Annotated in this window: 22 protein-coding genes; 15 read left to right on the top strand and 7 right to left on the bottom strand. The window is 66.7% G+C overall.

Annotated features, from left to right (window positions below; genetic code table 11):
• Positions 1–68 precede the first annotated feature (68 nt).
• From frr to PV761_RS01375, 3 genes are all read left to right on the top strand, one after another.
• Complete coding sequence (gene frr, locus PV761_RS01365; RefSeq protein ID WP_028272132.1) at positions 69–626, top strand: ribosome recycling factor; 558 nt, start codon at positions 69–71, stop codon at positions 624–626.
• The gene (locus PV761_RS01370; protein ID WP_028272133.1) at positions 626–1,546 is read left to right on the top strand and encodes a phosphatidate cytidylyltransferase; all 921 of its coding nucleotides are present in this window, start codon (positions 626–628) and stop codon (positions 1,544–1,546) included. The genes frr and PV761_RS01370 overlap by 1 nt, the downstream gene beginning before the upstream one ends.
• Positions 1,547–1,623: 77 nt before the next feature.
• Positions 1,624–2,208: a DivIVA domain-containing protein gene (locus tag PV761_RS01375; protein WP_028272134.1), complete on the top strand. Its 585-nt coding sequence runs from the start codon at positions 1,624–1,626 to the stop codon at positions 2,206–2,208.
• Positions 2,209–2,236: 28 nt separating this feature from the next.
• Here PV761_RS01375 and PV761_RS01380 read toward each other — a convergent pair whose 3' ends face one another.
• From PV761_RS01380 to PV761_RS01395, 4 genes are read right to left on the bottom strand one after another with little or no spacing between them, the layout of a single operon-like run.
• Complete coding sequence (locus PV761_RS01380) at positions 2,237–3,733, bottom strand: cation acetate symporter (RefSeq protein ID WP_028272135.1); 1,497 nt, start codon at positions 3,731–3,733, stop codon at positions 2,237–2,239.
• Positions 3,734–3,740: 7 nt separating this feature from the next.
• Complete coding sequence (locus PV761_RS01385) at positions 3,741–4,091, bottom strand: hypothetical protein (protein WP_347893745.1); 351 nt, start codon at positions 4,089–4,091, stop codon at positions 3,741–3,743.
• A complete protein-coding gene (locus PV761_RS01390; protein ID WP_028272137.1) occupies positions 4,088–4,807 on the bottom strand; it encodes a LytTR family DNA-binding domain-containing protein in 720 nt (239 codons plus the stop codon). Before PV761_RS01390 ends, PV761_RS01385 begins: the two co-directional genes overlap by 4 nt.
• Positions 4,808–4,842: 35 nt before the next feature.
• Positions 4,843–6,060 carry a histidine kinase gene (locus PV761_RS01395; protein ID WP_028272138.1) on the bottom strand — a complete coding sequence of 406 codons (1,218 nt, stop codon included), beginning with the start codon at positions 6,058–6,060 and terminating at the stop codon, positions 4,843–4,845.
• 199 nt (positions 6,061–6,259) lie between these two features.
• Here PV761_RS01395 and PV761_RS01400 point away from each other — a divergent pair, with 199 nt between their 5' ends.
• Entirely contained in the window at positions 6,260–6,640 is a 381-nt protein-coding gene (locus PV761_RS01400; protein WP_028272139.1) for a DUF485 domain-containing protein, read from the top strand.
• On the top strand, positions 6,637–8,256 hold the full coding sequence (locus tag PV761_RS01405) for a cation acetate symporter (RefSeq protein ID WP_028272140.1): 1,620 nt from the start codon (positions 6,637–6,639) through the stop codon (positions 8,254–8,256). Before PV761_RS01400 ends, PV761_RS01405 begins: the two co-directional genes overlap by 4 nt.
• Positions 8,257–8,352: 96 nt before the next feature.
• Here PV761_RS01405 and PV761_RS01410 read toward each other — a convergent pair whose 3' ends face one another.
• Entirely contained in the window at positions 8,353–8,916 is a 564-nt protein-coding gene (locus PV761_RS01410) for a hypothetical protein (protein WP_347893748.1), read from the bottom strand.
• Between the two features lie 405 nt (positions 8,917–9,321).
• Complete coding sequence (locus PV761_RS01415; RefSeq protein ID WP_347893750.1) at positions 9,322–9,795, bottom strand: Lrp/AsnC family transcriptional regulator; 474 nt, start codon at positions 9,793–9,795, stop codon at positions 9,322–9,324.
• A 196-nt stretch (positions 9,796–9,991) separates the two neighbouring features.
• Here PV761_RS01415 and pdhA point away from each other — a divergent pair, with 196 nt between their 5' ends.
• From pdhA to PV761_RS01430, 3 genes are read left to right on the top strand one after another with little or no spacing between them, the layout of a single operon-like run.
• Positions 9,992–11,170: a pyruvate dehydrogenase (acetyl-transferring) E1 component subunit alpha gene (gene pdhA / locus PV761_RS01420; protein ID WP_347893752.1), complete on the top strand. Its 1,179-nt coding sequence runs from the start codon at positions 9,992–9,994 to the stop codon at positions 11,168–11,170.
• Complete coding sequence (locus PV761_RS01425) at positions 11,170–12,180, top strand: alpha-ketoacid dehydrogenase subunit beta (protein WP_028272144.1); 1,011 nt, start codon at positions 11,170–11,172, stop codon at positions 12,178–12,180. Before pdhA ends, PV761_RS01425 begins: the two co-directional genes overlap by 1 nt.
• Positions 12,177–13,559 carry a dihydrolipoamide acetyltransferase family protein gene (locus PV761_RS01430; RefSeq protein WP_347893755.1) on the top strand — a complete coding sequence of 461 codons (1,383 nt, stop codon included), beginning with the start codon at positions 12,177–12,179 and terminating at the stop codon, positions 13,557–13,559. Before PV761_RS01425 ends, PV761_RS01430 begins: the two co-directional genes overlap by 4 nt.
• A gap of 89 nt (positions 13,560–13,648) precedes the next feature.
• Here the strand turns inward: PV761_RS01430 and PV761_RS01435 are convergent, their stop codons facing one another.
• Entirely contained in the window at positions 13,649–14,257 is a 609-nt protein-coding gene (locus PV761_RS01435; protein ID WP_051629016.1) for a TetR/AcrR family transcriptional regulator, read from the bottom strand.
• A 215-nt stretch (positions 14,258–14,472) separates the two neighbouring features.
• Between PV761_RS01435 and PV761_RS01440 the strand changes: the two genes are divergently transcribed.
• The 7 genes from PV761_RS01440 to PV761_RS01470 all read left to right on the top strand — a co-directional run bounded on the left by PV761_RS01440 (position 14,473) and on the right by PV761_RS01470 (position 22,585).
• The gene (locus PV761_RS01440; RefSeq protein WP_347893757.1) at positions 14,473–16,080 is read left to right on the top strand and encodes a carboxyl transferase domain-containing protein; all 1,608 of its coding nucleotides are present in this window, start codon (positions 14,473–14,475) and stop codon (positions 16,078–16,080) included.
• Positions 16,081–16,085: 5 nt separating this feature from the next.
• Positions 16,086–18,332 (top strand): biotin carboxylase N-terminal domain-containing protein, encoded by a 2,247-nt coding sequence (locus PV761_RS01445; protein ID WP_347893759.1) that lies wholly within the window; start codon positions 16,086–16,088, stop codon positions 18,330–18,332.
• A 67-nt stretch (positions 18,333–18,399) separates the two neighbouring features.
• Positions 18,400–19,563, top strand: a complete 1,164-nt coding sequence (locus PV761_RS01450) for an acyl-CoA dehydrogenase family protein (protein WP_028272148.1) — start codon at positions 18,400–18,402, stop codon at positions 19,561–19,563.
• Positions 19,564–19,624: 61 nt separating this feature from the next.
• Positions 19,625–20,425, top strand: a complete 801-nt coding sequence (locus PV761_RS01455) for a CoA transferase subunit A (protein ID WP_028272149.1) — start codon at positions 19,625–19,627, stop codon at positions 20,423–20,425.
• Between the two features lie 2 nt (positions 20,426–20,427).
• Positions 20,428–21,195, top strand: a complete 768-nt coding sequence (locus PV761_RS01460; RefSeq protein ID WP_028272150.1) for a CoA transferase subunit B — start codon at positions 20,428–20,430, stop codon at positions 21,193–21,195.
• Positions 21,192–21,749 carry a MaoC family dehydratase gene (locus PV761_RS01465; RefSeq protein ID WP_028272151.1) on the top strand — a complete coding sequence of 186 codons (558 nt, stop codon included), beginning with the start codon at positions 21,192–21,194 and terminating at the stop codon, positions 21,747–21,749. The genes PV761_RS01460 and PV761_RS01465 overlap by 4 nt, the downstream gene beginning before the upstream one ends.
• A 2-nt stretch (positions 21,750–21,751) precedes the next feature.
• Positions 21,752–22,585 carry a CoA ester lyase gene (locus PV761_RS01470; protein WP_347893762.1) on the top strand — a complete coding sequence of 278 codons (834 nt, stop codon included), beginning with the start codon at positions 21,752–21,754 and terminating at the stop codon, positions 22,583–22,585.
• The last annotated feature ends 97 nt before the right edge of the window (positions 22,586–22,682 follow it).

A 22,682-nucleotide genomic window follows, 5' to 3' on the forward strand; every position in this document is an offset into this window, starting at 1 on the left:
GGGCCGCAAAGACGGAACGAACCGTGCATTCCGGCCAGCCGGAATGCACCAATTTCTGAGGAGAGACCGTGATCGAAGAGACCTTGCTCGAAGCCGGGGACAAGATGGACAAGGCAGTCGAGGTAGCCAAGGAAGACTTCGCCTCGATCCGGACCGGCCGCGCCACGCCAGGACTCTACAACCGGGTGCTGGTGGACTACTACGGTTCACCCACCCCGCTGCAGCAGCTGGCATCGTTCGCCGTTCCCGACGCGCGGACCATCCTGATCACCCCGTTCGACAAGACGGCCCTCCGCGACATCGAGCGGGCCCTCAGCGACTCCGAGGTGGGCGCCAACCCGTCCAACGACGGCAACGTCATCCGGATCACCATTCCGGAGCTGACCAAGGAACGCCGCAAGGAATACGTCAAAATCGTCAAGGCAAAGGGCGAGGACGCCAAGGTGTCCATCCGGAACATCCGCCGCAAGGCCAAGGAAACCCTGGACAAGCTGGTCAAGGACGGCGAAGCAGGCGAGGACGAGGGAGCGCGCGGCGAGAAGGAACTCGACGCCATGACCAAATCGCACGTTGACGGCATCGACGACCTGCTCAAGCGCAAGGAAGCCGAGCTGCTCGAGGTCTGATGGATCAGGCACAGCAGGCGCCCGGACCCAGGGTCCGGGCCCGGGGGAAGCAGCGCTCCAACCCAACGCCCAAGGCCGGCAGGAATCTTCCGGCCGCCACCGTGGTGGGTCTCGCAATGCTTTTCGCCGTCTTGGGGGGTCTCCTGTTCCTGCCGCTCGGATTTGTGCTGGTCACCACCACCTTCGCGGTGTTCGGTGTCTGGGAGATCTTCCGTGCCCTTGAAGTAAGCGGTACCCGCCTGCCCATCGTTCCAGTGATGGTGGGCACGGTGGGAATGCCGCTGGCCGCCTACTTCGGCGGTCTGGAGAGCCTGCTGTTTGCGCTGTTGGCCAGCAGCGTGGCGGTCCTGCTGTGGCGGACCATTGAGAGCGCCGCCGGATCGGCCCGCAGCATCTTTGCCGGCGTCTTTACGCTCGCCTGGGTGCCGTTCTTCATCAGCTTCGCAATCCTGCCGCTGCACGGGGTGGGCAGCGTGACGCCGGTGGGCCTGTGGCCGGGCGGCGTGATTCCGGCCGGCGCGTGGCAGATCGCCACCATGCTCCTGCTGGTCGTTTCCAACGACACCTTCGGCTACCTTGTCGGCGCGTCCTTCGGGAAGCACCCCATGGCGCCCAAGATCAGCCCCAAGAAATCGTGGGAAGGGTTCGCCGGATCCATCGCCGGCGCCATTGCCGTGGGTGTCCTGGCCTGCATTTTCCTGCTGGACAAGCCCTGGTGGGTCGGCGTGGTGCTGGCCGTGGGCATGGTGGCCGCGGCCACCATCGGCGACCTCTCCGAATCCATGGTCAAACGGGAACTCGGCATCAAGGACATGAGCAGCATCCTGCCCGGCCACGGCGGCGTGATGGACCGCCTGGACTCAATCGTCTTCGCCTCGCCGGCAGCGTTTATCCTGTTCACAGCTGTTTCGGGAGCCTGAGGCATCCTGCCCGGCAACAGATCCGCACCTTAGACTGGTGCGGAGCAAAACAGCTGAACAGCACTGAAGGAAGCAAAGTGACAGTGGACATTCAACGGCAGATACCTGCGTCATTTGACCGCGTGCAGCGGAATGAATACGGCTACAACGCCAAGCAGGTGGATGAGTTCCTCCAGCGGGCGCGGGTTTCGTTCGAGAATCCGGGAGCGGCCGGCCAGGCCATCAAGAGCGCCGACGTCCGGGCTGTCTGCTTCGATCCTGTCAAGGGCGGCTACGCCGCGGCCGGTGTGGACGCGGCCCTGGACCGCCTGGAGGACGCCTTCGCACGGCGGGAGCGGGACGAGCTCATCGGCGCCCGCGGCGAGGAGGCCTGGCTCCGCGAAATCGGCAAGCTGTCCGGGCTGCTGCGGGGCAGGCTGCACCGTCGCGACGGTGAGCGCTTCCGCCGGCCCGCAGGCAGCCGGGGCCGGAGCTACAACACCGTGGACGTGGACAACCTGTGCCATGACCTCATCGGCTACCTCGAGGCGGACCAGCCGCTCAGCGTCGACAATGTCCGCCGCGCGGTCTTCCGTCAGGCCAAGGGCAAGGACGGCTACGAAGAAACCCAGGTGGACGCGTTCCTGGACCGCGTGGTCGAACTCATGGCAGCCATCGACTGACAGCTTCTCCTGGCGGCCCGCAACGTCCTTAGCGGTCTGAGTGTCCCTGCCGTTCGGTGGCCAGCGGTCGTTCCGGCGTGTGGAGCCTGGTCATCACCTTCGTGAGCGTCCTCGGCACGCGGCCCTTCGTGGCACGGGAGACCAGGACCATCACGGCGAACGCCGCCGGGACTGTCCAGGCCGCCGGCTGTGCAAGCCACTGCGGCATCGCGGCGCCGGACGCCGCCGGACCGGACAGGGCGCCCGCAACCAGGGCGCCGCCGCACAGCACGCCGCCGGTCACCATCCCGGCGATCGCTCCTGCGTCCGTGAGGCCGCGCCACCAGATCCCCAGCAACAGGGCGGGGCAGATTGTTGAGGCCGTGAACGCGAAGACGAGGCCCACGCTGCCGGCCAGGGCCAGGGAATCGGTCATAAAGGCAAAGCCCAGGGGAACGGTCGCCGAAATCAGCGCGGCCAGGCGGAAGCCGCGGACGCTCCCGCCCAGGACATCCTGGCTGATGACGCCTGCGAGCGAGACCACCAGCCCCGAGGTGGTGGACAGAAACGCCGCGAACGCTCCCGCCACCACGAGTGCTGAGAGCATGTCCCCGGCCGGGCCGCCGATCAGGCGGCCGGGCAGGAGCAGGACCAGCGCATCGGAGCGTTCGCCCTGGGCCAGTCCCGGGGCGAACATCCGCCCGAGCAGACCGTACGCGGTGGGAAAGAGATAGAACACGGAGAGCAGCCCCAGCACGATCAACGTGGTGCGGCGGGCCGACTGCCCGTCCGGGTTGGTGTAGAACCGCACCAGGACGTGCGGCAGACCAAGCGTGCCAAAGAGCAGCGCCACCAGCAGCGAGATGTTCTGGTAGGGCCCGTTGGGGGCCAGCCCGGTGGGGTTCGTGTTGGCTTCGGCCAGGGCCGGTGTCCCGTTGCCCGCCAGCACGAGGGCGATGAACACAATGGGCACCGCCAGGGCTGTGAGCTTCAGCCAGTACTGGAAAGCCTGCACAAAAGTGATGGAACGCATCCCGCCCGCCACCACCGTCAGGCACACCACAATGACGACCGCCACGGACCCCACCCAGGACGGCAGTCCGGTGGTGATGCGGATCGTCAGGGCGGCGCCGTGGAGCTGAGGCACAATGTAAAGCCAGCCCACCACCACAACCACCAGGCTGGTCACGCGGCGGACCGCCCGGGAATCCAGCCGCACCTCGGTAAAGTCCGGGAGCGTATAGGCGCCTGATCGCCGCAGCGGAGCGGCAACGAAGAGCAGCAGCATCAGGTATCCCGCGGTGTAACCGATGGGAAACCAAAGCGCATCGGTACCGGACAGCAGGACCAGTCCCGCCACACCCAGGAAGCTCGCGGCAGAGAGGTACTCGCCGCCGATCGCGGACGCATTCCACCAGGGCCGGACCGTCCGGGACGCCACGTAGAAGTCGCCGGTGGTGCGTGAAATCCGCAATCCGTAAAACCCGATGACGGCGGTGGCCACGGAAACACCAACCAGCGCCGCGATGCCCACCACCGGGTTCACCGCCGCCTCACCTGTCCTCCGCCAGGTCCCGGTACCGGGCCTCGTTGCGGCTGGCCGACCGGATGTAGAGCCACGCGCTGAGGCCGATCACGGGGTAGATCCCGGCACCCAGGAGTAACCAGCTGAAGGGGATGCCTGCGATGGTGGCCTCCGCGAGGCCCGGCACCAGCCCCAGCATGAGGGGAAAAGCCAGCAGGATCAGCAGGAAGCCGGCGGCCACCACAAGGGACAGGCGCAGCTGGGAGCGGATCAGGGACCGGACGAACACCTGGCCCACGTCGGATTCCTCGGCGGCCACGCGGGAGTCCATCACCGGTTTGGCCTCGGAGCGCGGCGCCGTCACCTTGACGCGGGTCATGCCTGCGGCCGGATCCGGGTGGCTTCAAGTTTCTCCCGGACCGACGGCAGGTGGCGGCGGCTGATCGGCAGTTCGGCACCTGCCACGGTGACCGTGGGCCGGGCGGCGGCAAGCTTCATGTGGCTGACGTGATTGAGCGCAATGAGGTAGGACCGGTGCGTGCGGAGGAAGCCGGCCTCCGCCCACTGCTGTTCCAGGTCGGCCAGCGGGACACGGATCAGGTAGCTGGCGTCCGCCGTGTGCAGCCGGGCGTAGTCGCCCTGGGCCTGGACGTACGTGACGTCGTCGCGCCGGATCATCCGGGTGGTGCCGCCGAGGTCCACCGTGATCATTTCCGGCGTTGCGGCGCCGTCCTTCATGAGTTCACTGATGCGGCCCACCGACCTGGCCAGGCGCTCGGCGCGCACGGGCTTCAGCAGGTAGTCGACGGCGGCGAGTTCGAACGCTTCCAGCGCGCAGTCCTCGTCCGCGGTCACGAAGACCACCGCCGGGGGCTTGCTGCTTCGGGAGATGGCCCGGGCAATGTCCAGGCCGGACAGGGCGGGCATGTGGATGTCCAGGAACACCGCGTCCACCGTCTCGGCATCGAGCACACGGAGGGCCTCGGCGCCGGAAGACGCACGGTGGATGGCCCCGATCCGGTCGTCCCGGCCAAGCAGGAACGCCAGTTCCTCTACGGCGGGCAGCTCGTCGTCAGCGACGAGGACGTTAATCATGGTTCTAGATTATCCCTGTGTGCCGGATGGCGCTTTCACGCATCATGGTGGGGCTGCGACTTGGGCACGCGCATGGTGATCAGGGTTCCCTCCCCGGGTGCCGTTTCGATGACCAGGCCGTTGTCTTCGCCGTAGACCTGGCGGAGCCGGGCGTCCACGTTCCGCAGCCCCACATGGTCCCCGTCGCTGTGCCCGGCCAGCATGGACCGCAGCTGTTCGGGATCCATCCCCACGCCGTCGTCCTCGATGGTTACTTCCGCGAACGCCCCGGAATCGTTCGCCGCAATGGTGATGTGGCCCGGACCCTCCTTGGCCTCCAGACCGTGCCGGACCGCGTTTTCGACGAGGGGCTGCAGGCTGAGGAACGGGATCACGGTACTCAGCACCTCGGGGGCGATCCGCAGGCTTACCTGCACGCGGTCGCCGAACCGGGCGCGTTCCAGCAGCAGGTAGCGGTCGATGCAGCGGAGCTCTTCGGCGAGGGTGGTGAAGTCCCCGTGGCGGCGGAAGGAGTAGCGGGTGAAGTCGGCGAATTCCACCACCAGTTCCCTGGCCCGCACGGGGTCGGTGTTGATGAAGGACGCGATGGCGTTCAGGGAGTTGTAGATGAAGTGCGGGCTGATCTGGGCGCGGAGGGCCCGGACCTCGGCCTCCATCAGGAGGGTGCGGGAGGCATCGAGTTCGGCGAGTTCAACCTGGGCAGCCACCCAGTCGGCCACTTCGCCGGTGGCCCTGACCAGGCCGGCCCCTGCGGACGGCGCAAAAGCCGCCACAACGCCCACCACGCGCGCGCCGGCCTTGATGGGGGCAATCACCACTGCGCGTTCGACGTCGGGCGTGATCGGGCCGGAGGCGGTGTCGCCGGCGAGCATCTGCAGCTCACCCGCCGGGATCACCGCCGTGTGGCCGCCGTCAAGCACCTTGGCGGCGAGGCCCATCAGGGACGGTTTCAGTTCTTCGGCGGCGCCGTCCCAGGCGAGCACCCCCGAGGTGTCGGTGATGGCCAGGGCATCGCAGCCCAGGATGCTGCGGAGCTGCTTGCTCGCTTTCGCCGCGCCCGCAGGGTTCAGGCCGGTGCGCAGGTGCTGGCCGGCCCGGGAGGCCGCGTGCAGGGTCTTGTAGGTGGCCCGTTCCGCGTCGGTGCCGAGCTCCCGGAAGGACCGGAGGACCTTCAGGCCCACTCCGACGACGACGGCGATCGCCATGGCGATCACGGCGATCGCGGCGGCGGTGAACAACGGGGAGTCCGGCATGGTGCCCAGCGTAGCCTGCCCGGCGTAGCCGCGGTGCACCGTTTGGCGCAGCATCAGGACCGCTGAGCGACGGCCCCGCGGGCTTCTCTGGAATGTAAGCACCGTCACGGGGCACAGTGATTGCAGTCACATTGGCTGGGACTGTCTGTGGGGGACAGGGGCAGCAGGTGTGGACGGCAAGTCTCAATGAGGAGGAATGATGGGTAACGATGCCCCAACTCCGGACGCAGCGGCGTCCGTGGACTTCAAGCAAGTCCAGTCGACCAAGCAGTTCCAGGAACTGCGCAAGCGTCACCGCAGCTTTGTCTTTCCGATGGCCGTTGCGTTCCTGCTCTGGTATTTCGCATACGTCCTCCTGGCCGACTATGCGGTCGGCTTCATGTCCACGAAAGTCTGGGGCAACATCAACATCGGGCTGATCCTGGGCCTGCTGCAGTTCGTTTCCACGTTCGCCATCACGGGCTGGTACGTGAGCTACTCCAACCGGCGGCTCGATCCCATCGCGGCAGAAATCCGCCACGAAATCGAGGGCCACGAGTTCGATAAGGAAGGCAACAAAATCAGCGGGGTAACCAAATGACGCTTATGATTCCCGCAGCCGTGGACGTTGCGGACCTCAAGGAAACCACCCTGCTGAACATGGGCATCTTCGGCCTGTTCGTGGCCGTCACCATGATCATCGTGATCAAGGCCAGCCGCAACAACAAGACGGCGGCGGACTACTACGCCGCCGGACGTTCGTTTACCGGCCCGCAGAACGGCACCGCCATCGCCGGCGACTACCTCTCCGCCGCCTCGTTCCTGGGCATCACCGGCGCGATCGCCATCAACGGCTACGACGGTTTTATGTACTCCATCGGCTTCCTGGTCGCCTGGCTGGTCGCCCTGCTGCTGGTCGCCGAGCTGCTCCGCAACACGGGCAAGTTCACCATGGCCGACGTCCTCTCCTTCCGCCTCAAGCAGCGCCCCGTGCGCATCGCGGCAGCCATCTCCACCCTCGCGGTCTGCTTCTTCTACCTCCTGGCGCAGATGGCCGGCGCCGGCAGCCTGATCTCCCTGCTCCTCGGCATCAGCGACTGGGGCGGGCAGGCCCTGGTGATTATCGTCGTCGGCGCCCTGATGATCATGTACGTCCTGATCGGCGGCATGAAGGGCACCACCTGGGTCCAGATCATCAAGGCCATGCTCCTGATTGCCGGTGCGGCCGTCATGACGTTCTGGGTCCTCGCCATCTACGGCTTCAACCTCTCCGACCTCCTGGGCGGCGCGGTGGAAACCTCCGGGAACCCGAACGTCCTCAACCCCGGCCTGCAGTACGGCAAGACCGAAACCTCCAAGCTTGACTTCATGTCCCTGGGCCTGGCCCTCGTGCTCGGAACCGCGGCCCTGCCCCACGTCCTGATGCGCTTCTACACGGTTCCCACCGCCAAGGAAGCCCGCAAGTCCGTGGTCTGGTCCATCTGGCTGATCGGCCTGTTCTACCTGTTCACCCTTGTCCTGGGCTACGGCGCTGCGGCACTGGTCGGCGCTGACACCATCAAGGCTGCCCCGGGCGGCGTGAATTCGGCCGCACCGCTGCTGGCGTTCCACCTCGGCGGGCCGCTGCTGCTCGGCTTCATCTCCGCGGTGGCCTTCGCCACCATCCTGGCCGTCGTCGCAGGCCTCACCATCACGGCGGCGGCATCGTTTGCCCACGACATCTACGCCAGCGTTATCGCCAAGGGGAAGGCCGACGCCGACACCGAGGTCAAGGTGGCGCGGCGCACCGTGGTGGTCATCGGGCTCCTGGCCATTGCCGGCGGCATCTTCGCCAACGGCCAGAACGTGGCGTTCCTTGTGGCCCTCGCCTTCGCGGTAGCGGCATCGGCGAACCTGCCCACCATCGTGTACTCGCTGTTCTGGCGCAAGTTCACCACCCAGGGCGCAATCTGGAGCATGTACGGCGGGCTGGGCTCGGCGATCATCCTGATTGCCCTGTCGCCGGTGGTCTCGGGTGCCAAGACGTCCATGATCCCGGGCGCCAACTTCGCGATCTTCCCGCTGAGCAACCCCGGCATCGTCTCCATCCCGCTCGCGTTCTTCCTGGGCTGGCTCGGTTCGGTGCTGGACAAGAAGCTGGAAGACACCACCAAGCAGGCCGAAATGGAAGTGCGCTCCCTGACCGGCGTAGGTGCCGAGAAGGCCGTGGACCACTAGCCCCTGCGGGTTGAAACGAAAACAGGAGCTTCCGCGAAAACCGCGGGAGCTCCTGTTTTTGTGTCTGAACCTTGTTTTGTGTCTGAAACCCGGGGATCAGGCCTTAGGCCGGAGTTTGATGTTGATCATCTTCATGTCCTTGTTGCCGTCGAAGCGGTAGGCCAGATCCACTTCCTTGCCGTCGCAGCTGATGACCCCGGCGACGTCGGCAGCGTTATTGCCGTTTTCCGTGCTGACCTTGAGGTCGTTGTAGCTCGGTTTGCAGGTACCGTCCCGCTCGAGGCTTTGGACGCCGGCCGCGAATTCTTCCTTCGAGAGCTTGTCCTGGAGGGCCGGGTCGAGGAAGTCGTCGTAGGCGGCATCGGTGTCACCGGCGATGACGAGCTGCGTAAAATCGTCCGCCAGCCCTTTGGCCTTGGCAGTGGCGCCGCCCACGAGGTTTACCAGCAGCGCCACCCCCACGACGGCGAGGAGCACGACTCCGCCGACGATGCCCAGGATGATCCACAGTTTCCTGCGGTTCCTCGCCGGCGGCTGCTGGCCGTGGGCGCCGTAAGGCCCGGGGACGGCAGGGGCGCCGTACGGGGAGCCTTGGTACTGCGGATGCCCGCCCTGCGGCGTTCCGTACTGCGCAGTTCCGTAATTGCGGGTGCCCGGCAAGCGGATCCGTGGACGGCGGCGGTCCGTACTGTGGCTGTCCGTGCTGCGGCTGCCCGTAGTCGGGAGTCCCGTAGTGCGGAGTCCCGAAATGGGGAGCGGGCGGCTGGTGGCCGGAGGGTTCATGCGGCGGAAGGGGCGGCTGTCCGGGAACTTCCGGTTGGGGGACGCCCGGCTGCGGGGTGCCTTGTTGCGGCGCGGCGCGCGGCGGGACGGGAGGCGGCTGCTGCCGCCGACGGCCCCCGCCGGGGCCCGGTTCGGCAGGCTGGTACGGTTCCTGAGGATTGCTCAAGATCAAGGCTTTCCGGCAGCCGGCCTGGCCACTGCCTGATTGCACGGGCCGTTCACGGCCGCGATTCATTCAACTGCACCCAGCCTATAGCCCCGCGCCCATAGCCCGGGCGCGCGTTACCCCTCGGCGTAGCCCCGCTCGAGCAGCGGCTGGACCCGGAAGGGGATCAGCTCTCCCATGGCGAGGGCGGTGTCCGTCCGGTCCACTCCTTCACAGGCCAGGATCTTGCCGTTGATCCGGAAGAGGTCCTCGGCGTCCAGCGCCACCACCCGCAGCAGGAGGTCGGCCGAACCTGTCAGTCCGTAGCCTTCCAGGATTTCCGGGACGCCGGCGAGATCCACCGCCAGCTGGCCCAGTTTCTGCTGCTGCACATGGACGGAGATGAACGCCATCAGCGGGTATCCAAGTGCGGCCGGACTGATGCGCCGTTCGAAGGACAGGAAGACGTGCTTCTTCTCCAGCTGGGCCAGCCGGGCCTGCACGGTGTTGCGCGAGAGCCCGAGCTTCTGGGCCAGAGCCACCACTGTCCGCTTCGGGTCCTTGGCGAGGGCGGAAAGGAGTCGCGTGTCGGTGCCATCCAAAGCTTGCATAATGCGCAAGATTAGCACGACGGATACCGCACGGGCAGTGCATTCTGCTCAGTATTATCTATGGTGGTTGTACCCAATGAGCATTGTGAGTATCGTCACAATTATCCGGGGCAACGGCGCCCGGGCGGCTGGCGTGCACGGGGATCACGAGTTTCCTGAGCGCCGGTGACACGACGTATGAAGGTTGCGTGCAACTGTGTTTACAGACGAGTTGGGTCAGGGCGGCAACGCCGCCGGTGGCCCGGACAACAGTGCAGGACATCACAGCGGGACGGGCGAGAGCCGGGTCCAACTCATCACCCCGGGGGGTGAACGCGTCAGCCATCCGCAATACGACGCCTGGGTCCGGGATGTCACTGATGAGCAGCTGGGTTCCCTCTATGAGGACATGGTGGTCATCCGGCGGATCGATACCGAAGCCACCGCCCTCCAGCGGCAGGGGGAGCTCGGCCTGTGGCCGCCGCTCCTGGGGCAGGAGGCCTCCCAGGTCGGTTCCGCGAGGGCTCTCCGCGACGATGACTTCGTGTTTTCCAGCTACCGCGAGAACGGTGTCGCTTACTGCCGCGGCGTGGACCTGGCCGACATCCTCACGGTGTGGCGGGGCAACGCGTCGTCGGGCTGGGATCCGTACACCGTCAACATGGCCACTCCGCAGATCATCATCGGAGCCCAGACCCTTCATGCCACCGGCTACGCCATGGGCATCCAAAATGACGGCGCAGACTCCGTGGCCATCACGTACTTCGGCGACGGCGCCACCAGCGAGGGTGACGTCAACGAGGCCATGGTCTTCGCCGCCAGCTTCCAGTCCCCGGTGATCTTCTTCTGCCAGAACAACCACTGGGCCATTTCCGAGCCGGTCCGCCTGCAGTCCCACATCAGGATCGCCGACCGTGCTTCCGGGTTCGGGATTCCCAGCGTCCAGGTTGATGGCAACGACGTGCTTGCGGTGATGGCGGCCACCCGCGAGGCAATCGAACGGGCACGCCACGGCGGCGGCCCGACGTTCATTGAAGCGGTCACCTACCGGATGGGTCCGCACACGACTGCCGACGACCCCACCCGTTACCGGGATGCCAACGAACTGGAAGACTGGGCGGCCAAGGACCCGATTGCCCGGGTGAAGGGCCTGCTGGAACGCAAGGGACTCCTGACCGAGCAGCTCGAGGCCCAGGTGGCTGCCAAGGCCGACGCCGTTGCCCGGGAGCTGCGGGCCGGTTGCATCAACATGCCGGATCCCCAACCGATGGACATCTTCAAGCACGTCTACAGCACCCCCAACTCCTGGCTGGACCGCCAGGAGGACCACTACTCCCGTTACCTGGCTTCCTTCGGCGATCCCGAGGGTGCCAACTCTGAAGAAGGTGCTCGCTGATGACCCAGATGACCTTTGCCCGGGCAATTAACTCCGGCCTCCGCAAGTCCCTCGAAAACGACCCCAAGGTCATCCTGATGGGCGAGGACATAGGCACGCTCGGCGGCGTGTTCCGCGTGACCGACGGTCTGCAGAAGGACTTCGGCAAGCACCGCGTGGTGGACACCCCGCTCGCCGAGTCCGCCATCATGGGCACCGCCGTCGGCCTTGCCTACCGCGGCTACCGGCCGGTGGTGGAAATCCAGTTTGACGGGTTCATCTATCCGGCGTTCGACCAGATCGTGTCCCAGGTGGCCAAGCTCCACTACCGTACGCAGGGCCACGTCAAGATGCCCATCACCGTGCGCGTCCCCTTTGGCGGCGGCATCGGTTCCCCGGAGCACCACTCCGAGTCGCCGGAGGCGTACTTCACCCACACGTCCGGCCTCCGCGTGGTCAGCGTCTCCAACCCGCAGGATGCCTACACCATGATCCAGCAGGCGATTGCCAGCGACGATCCCGTGCTGTTCTTCGAGCCGAAGCGCCGCTACCACGACAAGGGCGAAGTGGATGAGTCGATCGATCCCGCCACCGCGCTGTCGATGGAGAAGGCCCGTGTGGTGACCGAGGGCAAGGACGTCACGCTCGTCGCCTACGGTCCGCTGGTCAAGACTGCCAAGGACGCCGCCCTGGCCGCTGCCGACGAAGGCGTGTCGATTGAGGTCATCGACCTGCGCTCGCTGGCGCCCGTGGACTTCGCCACGCTGGAGGCCTCGGTGCGGAAGACGGGACGGCTGGTGATTACGCACGAGGCCGGGCAGTCCGGCGGGCTCGGTGCTGAACTGGCCGCAAGCATCACCGAACGCTGCTTCTACCACCTCGAAGCTGCCCCGGTCCGGATCACCGGCTTCGACGTCCCGTACCCGTATTCGAAACTTGAAATGCATCATCTTCCGGGTCTGGACAGAATCCTTGACGGTGTGGACCGTGCCCTGGGCCGTCCCAACTCACTCAGCGGGCTGGAAGGATGAGCGCCGCCATGATCAAGGAATTCAGGCTCCCGGACCTCGGCGAAGGGCTGACGGAATCGGAAATCCTCAGCTGGAAAGTGGCTGTGGGCGATACCGTGGAGTTGAACCAGGTCATTGCTGAAGTGGAAACGGCCAAGGCCGTCGTTGAACTGCCGTCACCGTTCGCCGGTGTGATCACCGCCCTCCACGAACAGCCGGGAACCGTGGTGGAAGTAGGTAAGCCGATCGTTTCCTTCGAGGTTGAAGGTGACGACGGCGGGCCGTCCACCGGCGGCGGCCAGGCTCCGGCCGGAGCCGCCAAACGGGAACCCAACCTCGTGGGGTACGGCGCCGTCGTCGAAAGTTCCGGCCGTCCGGCACGGCGCGCCCGTGCGTTCGCTGCGCCGGTCGAAACCGCGGCCCCGGCTGCCCCGGTGGTTGAACCGGTCGAAACCCGGACCCCGGCTGCGCCGGTGGTTGAGCGGGTCGAAACGCCGGCCCCTGCCGAACGCCCGCGGTCCACGCCGCCGGTTCGGAAACTCGCCAAGGACCTTGGCGTAGAGCTCACGGCAGTGACCGGCACCGGCACCGGCGGGCTGATCACACGCGACGACGTGCGGAACTTCGTTGGCGGGGGAGACCTCCCTGCGGCTGCCCGGGCCCTGGCCGGAGCGGGAGAGGGAACCGCCGCCGCGGGCGGGCGCGAAACGCGGACGCCGATCAAGGGGGTCCGCAAGCTCACGGCCGCGGCGATGGTGTCGAGTGCTTTCACGGCACCGCACGCCACGGAATTCCTGACCGTCGACGTCACGCCCACCATGGAGCTGCTGGCGCGGCTCAAGGCAAGCCGGGCCTTTGAAGGCTTCAAGCTGACACCGCTGACGCTCGTGGCCAAGGCGCTGCTGATTGCCCTCCGCCGCCAGCCGTCGCTGAATTCGCGGTGGGACGAAGCGAACCAGGAGATCGTGCAGTTCAACTACGTGAACCTTGGCATCGCCGCGGCCACCCCCCGGGGACTGACCGTGCCGAACATCAAGGACGCCGACCGGATGTCCCTGACTGAGCTGTCCACGGCGCTCACGGCGCTGACCGAGACCGCCCGCGCGGGCAAGACCAGCCCGGCCGAGCTCTCCGGCGGCACCGTCTCCATCACGAACATCGGAGTTTTCGGCATCGATGCCGGCACGCCGATCCTCAACCCGGGCGAAGCGGCCATCCTCGCCATGGGCGCCGTGCGGAAGATGCCCTGGGAATACAAGGATGAAGTGGCCCTCCGCCAGGTCATGACCCTGAGCCTGTCCTTCGACCACAGGCTGGTCGACGGCGAACAGGGGTCACGCTTTCTGGCGGATATCGGGGCAATCCTGGCGGACCCGGGCATGGTCCTGGCCATGGTCTAGTCTGCCGACCTCGGCAAACCGACGCCAGCAAAACTGCCGGCCGCCCCTTCCGAACGGAAGCGGCGGCCGGCAGTTTGATTCTGCGGCTGTCAGCTGAGCGGCTGAGGCGTCGCCGCCACCAGCAGGGCGGCGAGGGCCATGCTTTCCAGCAGGGGGCGGGCCGACTTGACCGCGACCCGCCGGCCATGGCTGCGGACCGAATGCGGTGTCGAGTTGATAAGGCCGAAGGCGGCGTGCGCGCGCATCCGGAGTTCGGCGGTATCGGTGCCCGTGTGCAGTGCCTGCAGCACCTCAACCCACAGCTCCACGTAGTTGCGCTGCAGGGTGCGGACCTCGGCCTGGTCGTCGTCGGAGAGGTTGCTGAAGTCGCGGTCCTGGACCCGGATGACGTCGGGATTGCTCAGGGCGAAGTCCACATGGAACTGCACCAGGCGGGCCAGTGCCGCGGCGGGATCACCGGCGTCTGCAACCACCCGGCGGCCGCCGTCCAGCAGTTCCTGGCTCACGCTGAGCAACAGTGCCCCGAGGACCGCCTGCTTGCCCGCGAAATGGCGGTAGACGGCGGGACCGCTGACCCCTGCCGCGGCACCCAGGTCCTCCAGTGAAACGCGGTTGAAGCCGTTGACGGCAAAAAGGGTGGCAGCGGAGGACAGCAGCGCCTGCCGCCGGCTTTCCTTTGCCTGGCTCCTTTGGGTCATTTGGCTGTTCTGGGTTGTTTGGACCCGCTCGCCCGCCGGGCTGCCGGGACCGCGCTCGATGATCGGCACATTTCCTCCTTGGAACTGCAAATCCTAGCAATGCGGGCGCGTGTTGGACATCACAGTTAATAGAGACTAACCTAAATCTCAGTTATGCGGTACTAACCGAATCGCTCAGGACGGCCTTGCCGGGCGTCCGGGAACGGAAGCAGTCAATGGAGACAATCGCCAGCCTGGTGGACACCGGCAGCGCCGCCTACGCCGCGAACCGCGAGGCCCAGCTGGGGCTGGCCCGCGAACTGAAGGAACGCCTCGCCACAGCAGCGCTCGGCGGCCCGGAGAAGTCCCGGGAACGCCACGTTGCCCGTGGCAAGCTGCTGCCCCGCGAGCGCATCGACCAGCTGCTCGACGACGGCAGCCCCTTCCTGGAAATCGCGCCGCTCGCGGCGAACGGCATGTACAACGACGATTCCCCGGGCGCGGGGGTTATTGCCGGGATCGGCCTGGTGCACGGCCGCCAGGTGCTGGTCATTTCCAATGACGCCACCGTCAAGGGCGGAACCTACTACCCGATGACCGTGAAGAAGCATCTCCGGGCACAGGAGATCGCGCTGGAGAACCGGCTGCCCTGCATCTACCTCGTGGACTCCGGCGGCGCGTTCCTGCCCAAGCAGGACGAGGTCTTCCCGGACAAGGAGCACTTCGGCCGGATCTTCTTCAACCAGGCGAAGATGTCCGCGGCCAAAATCCCGCAGATTGCCTCCGTGATGGGCTCCTGCACCGCCGGCGGCGCCTACGTCCCCGCGATGAGCGACGAAACCGTGATCGTCCGCAACCAGGGCACCATCTTCCTGGGCGGTCCGCCGCTGGTGAAAGCCGCGATCGGCGAAATCGTCACGGCGGAGGAACTCGGCGGCGGCGACGTGCACTCGAAGATCTCCGGCGTCACCGACCACCTGGCCGAGAACGATGAGCACGCCCTCCAGATCGTCCGTGACATTGTCTCCACCCTGCCGAAGCCGGCCGCCCCTGTCTGGGACGTGGACACCTCCGTCGAGCCCGCGGCTGACCCGGACGAGCTCTACGGAACCGTCCCCACCGACGTGAACGCCCAATACGACGTACGCGAGGTGATCGCGCGGCTGGTGGACGGCAGCCGTTTCCACGAATTCAAGAAGAACTACGGCACCACCCTGGTCACCGGTTTCGCCAAGCTGCACGGACACCCGGTGGGCATCGTGGCCAACAATGGCGTGCTGTTCAGCGAGTCCTCGCTCAAGGGCGCCCACTTCATCGAGCTCTGCGACCAGCGGGGCATCCCGCTGGTCTTCCTGCAGAACCTCTCCGGCTTCATGGTGGGCAAGGACTATGAACAGGGCGGCATCGCCAAGAACGGCGCCAAGATGGTCACCGCCGTCGCCACGGCACGCGTGCCCAAGCTGACAGTGGTGATCGGCGGCTCCTTCGGTGCAGGCAACTACTCCATGTGCGGACGCGCCTATTCGCCGCGGTTCCTCTGGATGTGGCCGGCGTCGCGGATCTCCGTGATGGGCGGCAACCAGGCCTCCGGCGTCCTCGCCACCGTCAAACGCGACCAGTACGAGGCCCGCGGCGAGGAATGGTCGGCCGAGGACGAGGAAGCCTTCAAGGCCCCGATCAAGCAGCAGTACGAGGACCAGGGCAGCCCGTATTACTCCACCGCGCGCCTCTGGGATGACGGCGTCATCGACCCCGCGGACACCCGCACCGTCCTGGGACTGGCGCTCGACGTCGTCTCCCGCACCCCGCTGCCGGAGACCTCCTTCGGCCTTTTCCGGATGTGACAGCCATGACTACTCCTTCAATTCCCCAGCAGCCGGCGCCGGCCGCGAAGCCGCTCTTCGGCACCGTCCTCGTCGCCAACCGCGGCGAGATCGCCTGCCGTGTGATCCGCACCCTCCGCGCCCTCGGAATCCGTTCGGTGGCCGTCTACAGCGACGCCGACGCCGGTGCCCGCCACGTGCGCGAAGCCGACGCCGCCGTGCGCATTGGCCCTGCCGCGGCAGCCGAGAGCTACCTCAAGATCGATGCGATCATCCAGGCCTGCCGCGAGAGCGGAGCAGATGCCGTGCACCCGGGCTACGGCTTCCTCAGCGAGAACGTCGACTTCGCCCGCGCCCTGGAGAAGGCGGGCATTACCTTCATCGGCCCCGGCGTTGAATCCCTCAACGTCATGGGGGACAAGATCCGGTCCAAGAACCACGTGTCCGGCTACGGCGTGCCCGTGGTTCCGGGCATCGCCGAGCCGGGCATGACTGACGCGCAGCTGATCGACGCCGCCGCCGGAGTGGGCTTCCCGCTGCTGATCAAGCCGTCCGCAGGCGGCGGCGGCAAGGGCATGCACATCGTGGAGCGCCCCGAGGACCTGGAAGCCACCCTGGCCACCGCCCGCCGGGTCGCAGCCAGCGCTTTCGGTGACGACACCCTGTTCCTGGAACGTCTCGTGACCACGCCGCGCCACATCGAGGTGCAGGTCCTCGCGGACAACCATGGCAACGTCATCCACCTGGGGGAGCGCGAGTGCTCCCTGCAGCGCCGCCACCAGAAGGTCATCGAGGAAGCCCCCTCGCCGCTCCTGGAATCCCTCCCCGAGGGCGCCGCCGTCCGTGCGCGGATCGGCGAGGCAGCCTGCAACGCGGCCCGCAGTGTCCACTACAGCGGTGCCGGCACCGTCGAGTTCCTGGTCTCGGACAACGCGCCGGACGAGTTCTTCTTTATGGAGATGAACACGCGACTGCAGGTGGAGCACCCGGTCACCGAAATGGTCACCGGAATCGACCTGGTCGAATGGCAGGTGCGCATCGCCGCCGGCGAGGAACTCACCGTCCGCCAGTCCGACGTCGTTCTCAACGGACACTCGGTGGAGGCGCGCGTCTACGCCGAAATCCCGGAACGGAACTTCCTGCCGTCCACCGGGACTGTGCTGCAGCTCGACGAAGTGCCGGGCCCAAGGCAGCGCCCCAGCGCCCCCGCCCGCAACGAAGTCGAGACAGCAGGTGGCCGCATCCGGGTGGACTCGGCCCTGTTGGAGGGGCTGGAGATCTCCTCCAGCTACGACCCCATGGTTTCCAAGGTCATCGCGTGGGGGCAGGACCGCACTGCCGCCCTGGACACCCTGGACCGCGCGCTTGCCGACTACACGGCACTGGGCATCGACACCAACGTCGAATACCTGCGCCTGCTCATCAACGACGCCGACGTCCGCGCCGGGCGCCTCGACACCGGCCTGATCGAACGCAAGATGCCGGACTTCAGCTTCCGGCGCGCGGGCGACGCCGAACTTATTGTCGCCGCCTTGTACGCCCTGGACCAGGCGGAAGAACAGCTCCGGAGCGGACCTGCGGCCGGCCCGTGGCGGCGCCGCAACGGTTGGCGAATCGGCGAATCGGCGCCGCGGCGGATCAGTCTGGGAACCTCCGACGGCGGCGTCGCCACGGTGGAGGTGAGCCGGCCTGCGGCAGGGGAACCTGCCGCTGTGCGCGTGAACGGAGGGCCGCAGCTCACGGCCCTCCTCCAGTACCCGGGTCGCCAACGTCCGGTGCTCACCCTCAACGGCGAAGTCAGCAGGTATGGGCTTGTACCGGTGCACACCGGTCAGCCCGCCCAGAGCTGGCTCGAGCCCGATCCCCGCGTCCTGTCGGAAGTCTTCCTCGGCAACGAGGGCTGGTCCTGCCGCCTGGAAATCCTCACCCGCGAAACCCGGCTGGCACGGGTTCTGGCGGCGATCGAACGCGAGGAAGGCGCGGCTGATCCGGCGGTGCGCTCGCCGATGCCGGGCACCGTGGTGTCCGTCTCCGTCAGCAACGGCGACACCGTGCAGGCCGGCCAGGTCCTGGTCTCGGTGGAGGCGATGAAGATGGAGCACCAGCTCGTGGCGCCCCTCGACGGCACGGTCCACATCAGCGCCAGGTCCGGTGACCTGGTCAAGGCAGACCAGGTGCTTGCCACGGTCCACCCCGCCGAACTGCCTACGGCGGAGAACGCAGCCGAGGACGCGGTGGAGGAATCCGTCATCGCCATGGGCGCGGCGGACTAGCACCCCCGCTTCAACACCAAATACATCAAACAGACCCGATTCACAGTTCAGACAAGGAAGTCCCAACATGGCTGATTTTGAGCTCAGCGAGGAATACCAGGACCTCAGCAACACCGTCCGCGAATTCGCCGACGAAGTGGTGGCGCCGGTGTCCGCCAAACACGACGAGGAACACAGCTTCCCGTACGAAGTCGTCAAGCAGATGGCGGACATGGGGCTCTTCGGCCTCCCCTTCCCGGAAGAATTCGGCGGCATGGGCGGGGACTACTTTGCCCTCGCCCTGGCCCTGGAGCAGCTGGGGCGGGTGGACCAGTCCGTGGCCATCACGCTGGAAGCCGGAGTTTCACTGGGTGCCATGCCCGTGTACCGCTTCGGCACCGACGCCCAGAAGGAGGAGTGGCTGCCGTCGCTGGCCTCGGGCCAGGCGCTCGCCGGCTTCGGCCTGACGGAACCCGAAGCCGGTTCCGACGCGGGCGGAACGAAGACCACAGCCCGGCTCGAAGGGGGTGAGTGGATCATCAACGGCAACAAGGAGTTCATCACCAACTCCGGTACGGACATCACCAAGCTGGTCACAGTCACGGCCGTCACCGCAAAACACGAGCGCGGGGACGGCAGCATCAAGAAGGAAATCTCCACCATCCTGGTGCCCACCAGCACACCCGGATTCAAAGCGGAGAAGGCGTACAACAAGGTGGGCTGGAATGCCTCCGACACCCACCCGCTCACGCTCAAGGACGTCCACGTGCCGGAGGCGAACCTCCTCGGCGAGCAGGGCCGCGGCTACGCGAACTTCCTGTCCATCCTGGACGAGGGCCGCATCGCCATCGCCGCCCTGGCCACGGGAGCGGCCCAGGGCTGCGTGGACCTGTCGGTGAAATACGCGAAGGAACGCAGCGCGTTCGGGCAGAACATCGGCAAGTACCAGGCCATCGCATTCAAGATCGCCCGCATGGAAGCCCGGGCCCACACGGCACGGCTTGCCTACTACGACGCCGCGGCACGGATGCTTGCCGGGAAGCCGTTCAAGACGCAGGCGGCCATCGCTAAGATGGTCGCAGGCGAGGCAGCCATGGACAACGCGCGGGACGCCACCCAGGTGTTCGGCGGCTATGGCTTCATCAACGAATTCACCGTGGCGCGCCACTACCGCGACTCCAAGATCCTTGAGGTCGGCGAGGGCACCACGGAGGTCCAGCTGATGCTGATCGCCCGCGAACTCGGCCTTTAGCTTCCCCGTCGGGGAGCCACCAGGGGCCCGAACCAGCGCGTGTAACCAGGAAGGATCGATGATGATTGACAAGGTTGTTGCCAGTGCCGAGGCCGCGGTTGCCGATATCCCCGACGGCGCCTCGCTCGCCGTCGGAGGCTTCGGGCTGTGCGGCATCCCGGTTGCACTGATCGATGCCCTCCACCGGCACGGGACCACGGACCTGGAAACCGTCAGTAACAACTGCGGGGTTGACGACTGGGGGCTGGGCATCCTGCTGAAGGACGGCAGGATCCGCCGCACCGTCAGCTCCTATGTCGGGGAAAACAAGGAGTTCGCCCGCCAGTACCTCTCCGGCGAACTCGAGGTGGTGCTGACCCCGCAGGGGACGCTCGCGGAGAAACTGCGCGCCGGCGGCGCCGGCATCCCGGCGTTCTACACGCCCGCCGGCGTCGGAACCCAGGTGTCCGACGGCGGCCTGCCGCAGAAGTACGACGCCGACGGCAGCATCGCGATCGCCTCCGCGCCCAAGGAAGTCCGCACGTTCAACGGCGCGGACTATGTGCTGGAGGAGTCGCTCACCCCGGATTTCGGACTCGTCCACGCCTGGAAGGGCGACCGGCACGGAAACCTCGTTTTCCACGCCACGGCCATGAACTTCAACCCGCTGTGCGCCATGGCCGGCCGGATCACCATCGCCGAGGTGGAGGAACTGGTGGAGCCGGGCGAACTGGATCCCGAACACGTCCACGTTCCCGGGATCTTCGTCCAGCGGGTTGTCCTCGCACCGCAGGGCGAGAAGCGCATCGAAAAGCGGACGGTCGCAGTGTCCGCCGGCGCCGCCGGCGCACCAAAACAGGTAGCAGAGCAGGCAGGAGCATAACCGTGGAATCGATCAACACGCCGGGCGCCCCGCCCCGCCCCGAAGCCGTCCGCCACGAGTACCGGCCGTCCGCCGTCGGACATCCCGAGGGCACCAGCCCCGAAACGAAAGGCTGGACACGCAACGAACTGGCCGCCCGGGTGGCCCGCGAACTCCACAACGGGCAGTACGTCAACCTGGGCATCGGGATGCCCACACTGATCCCCAACTACATTCCGGCGGGTATCGAAGTGGTCCTGCACTCGGAAAACGGCATTCTGGGCGTGGGGCCGTATCCCGCGGAGGACCAGGTGGACCCGGACCTGATCAACGCCGGCAAGGAAACCGTCACCGTGAACAAGGGGGCCGCGTTCTTCGACTCCGCGACCTCCTTCGGCATGATCCGCGGCGGCCATGTGGATGTGGCAGTGCTCGGCGCCATGGAAGTGGCGCAGAACGGCGACCTGGCCAACTGGATGATCCCGGGCAAGATGGTCAAGGGCATGGGCGGCGCCATGGACCTGGTGTTCGGGGCCAAGCGTGTGATCGTGATGATGGAGCACGTGGACCGCAGCGGCAAGCCCAAGATCGTCCAGCAGTGCACGCTGCCGCTGACCGGCAAGGGGTGCGTGGACCGGATCATCACCGACCTCGCCGTGATCGACGTCGTCACCGAAGGCGGTTCCTCCCGCCTGGTGCTGCGCGAACTGGCCCCCAACGTGACAGCCGAGGAAGTCGCCGCGGCCACGGGGGCGGAACTCTTCGAAGAAGACCAGGAACTGACCGTATGACAAGTGCTGAGCCGGAACAGAGTGCTGAGGAGGCTTCGACGGGCTCAACCACCGCCGGCCCGCGCGTCGTCGAACAGCGGGGCCTCTACTTCGAGGAGCTGGAAGAAGGGGTGGTCTACGCGCACCGCCCGGGCCGGACGGTGACCGAGACGGACAACGTCCTCTTCACCACGATGACCATGAACACCCAGGCCCTGCACCTCGACGCCGCCTGGAGCGCCGGGCAGCCGTTCGGGCAGCGGCTGATGAACTCGATGTTTACGCTGGCCACCGTGGTGGGGCAGTCCGTCCCGCAGCTGACCCAGGGAACCATCATTGCCCAGCTGGGACTGACCGACGTCTCGTTCCCGCACCCGCTGTACCACGGCGACACCCTGTACACGGAGACGGTCATCACCGGCAAACGCCTGTCCTCGTCCCGTCCCGGGCAGGGAATCGTGACCATGCGGCACACCGGCCGGAACCAGGACGGCGTGGTGGTGGCGCTGGCCTCGCGCAGCTGCCTGATGTGGACGCGCGAGGCGCACGAAGCCGCCGAAAAGAGGACAATCTAAGCATGACTTTCCTGATGGGTCCCGCCCTGCTCTTCTGCCCTGCCGACCGTCCCGAGCGCTACCAAAAGGCCGCAGAGCGTTCCGACGCCGTGATCGTGGACCTGGAAGACGCCGTCGCCCCTGCCGACAAGCAGCGCGCCCGCGGCGCCATCCTCGCCCAGCTCGGCGCCACCGGCGACGTTCCGGAACTGGATCCCAGCCGGACGATCATCCGGATCAACCCGGCGGGCACGGAGGAGTTCGAAAAGGACCTGCACTGCCTTAAGCACACCCCGTACCGGCATGTGATGCTCGCCAAGGCCGAGAACGCCGGCCAGCTTAAGGCGCTGGAGGGCTACAGCGTGATTGCGCTCTGCGAGACGGCCGCCGGAATCATCAACGCCGCCGCCATCGCCGCCGAACCCAACGTGGTGGGCCTGATGTGGGGTGCCGAGGACCTGCTCGCATCGCTCGGCGGTACCTCCAGCAGGAACGACGACGGCGGGTACCGGGCAGTGGCGCTGCACGCCAGGTCAACAGTGCTGCTCGCAGCGGGGGCCTTCGGCAAGGAGGCCATCGACGCGGTGTACGTCAACATTCCGGACCTGGACGGGCTGGCAGCCGAGTCACGCGACGCCGTCGCCTCGGGGTTCGGGTCCAAGGCCTGCATCCACCCCAGCCAGGTTGCCGTGGTCCGGGGCACCTACGCTCCCGCGGAATCCGACGTCGCAGCCGCCAAGGAACTCCTCGAGGCCGCCGCCGCCGCCGGGAGCGGCGTGTTCCAGTTCAACGGAAAAATGATCGACGGCCCCATCCTGAAGCACGCGGAATCCACCCTGCGGCGCGCCGTCCGCTAGGAACGCCCCGCAAAGCGCAAAGCGCAAAGCCACAGGCCGGGAGTCGTTGGACTCCCGGCCTGTGGCTTTCTATGATGCTCCGGCCCGATAGAGCCGC

It is taken from the genome of Arthrobacter sp. CC3, assembly GCF_039907775.1.
Taxonomy (GTDB): domain Bacteria; phylum Actinomycetota; class Actinomycetes; order Actinomycetales; family Micrococcaceae; genus Arthrobacter.

Bases quoted from the DNA above. Each gene is read 5' to 3' on its own strand.
- PV761_RS01370 (WP_028272133.1), top strand. From the start codon at position 626: ATGGATCAGGCACAGCAGGCGCCCGGACCCAGGGTCCGGGCCCGGGGG.
- PV761_RS01385 (WP_347893745.1), bottom strand. From the start codon at position 4,091: ATGACCCGCGTCAAGGTGACGGCGCCGCGCTCCGAGGCCAAACCGGTG.
- PV761_RS01390 (WP_028272137.1), bottom strand. From the start codon at position 4,807: ATGATTAACGTCCTCGTCGCTGACGACGAGCTGCCCGCCGTAGAGGAA.
- PV761_RS01395 (WP_028272138.1), bottom strand. From the start codon at position 6,060: ATGCCGGACTCCCCGTTGTTCACCGCCGCCGCGATCGCCGTGATCGCC.
- PV761_RS01400 (WP_028272139.1), top strand. From the start codon at position 6,260: ATGGGTAACGATGCCCCAACTCCGGACGCAGCGGCGTCCGTGGACTTC.
- PV761_RS01405 (WP_028272140.1), top strand. From the start codon at position 6,637: ATGACGCTTATGATTCCCGCAGCCGTGGACGTTGCGGACCTCAAGGAA.
- PV761_RS01415 (WP_347893750.1), bottom strand. From the start codon at position 9,795: ATGCAAGCTTTGGATGGCACCGACACGCGACTCCTTTCCGCCCTCGCC.
- PV761_RS01425 (WP_028272144.1), top strand. From the start codon at position 11,170: ATGACCCAGATGACCTTTGCCCGGGCAATTAACTCCGGCCTCCGCAAG.
- PV761_RS01430 (WP_347893755.1), top strand. From the start codon at position 12,177: ATGAGCGCCGCCATGATCAAGGAATTCAGGCTCCCGGACCTCGGCGAA.
- PV761_RS01435 (WP_051629016.1), bottom strand. From the start codon at position 14,257: ATGACCCAAAGGAGCCAGGCAAAGGAAAGCCGGCGGCAGGCGCTGCTG.
- PV761_RS01440 (WP_347893757.1), top strand. From the start codon at position 14,473: ATGGAGACAATCGCCAGCCTGGTGGACACCGGCAGCGCCGCCTACGCC.
- PV761_RS01445 (WP_347893759.1), top strand. From the start codon at position 16,086: ATGACTACTCCTTCAATTCCCCAGCAGCCGGCGCCGGCCGCGAAGCCG.
- PV761_RS01450 (WP_028272148.1), top strand. From the start codon at position 18,400: ATGGCTGATTTTGAGCTCAGCGAGGAATACCAGGACCTCAGCAACACC.
- PV761_RS01455 (WP_028272149.1), top strand. From the start codon at position 19,625: ATGATTGACAAGGTTGTTGCCAGTGCCGAGGCCGCGGTTGCCGATATC.
- PV761_RS01465 (WP_028272151.1), top strand. From the start codon at position 21,192: ATGACAAGTGCTGAGCCGGAACAGAGTGCTGAGGAGGCTTCGACGGGC.
- PV761_RS01470 (WP_347893762.1), top strand. From the start codon at position 21,752: ATGACTTTCCTGATGGGTCCCGCCCTGCTCTTCTGCCCTGCCGACCGT.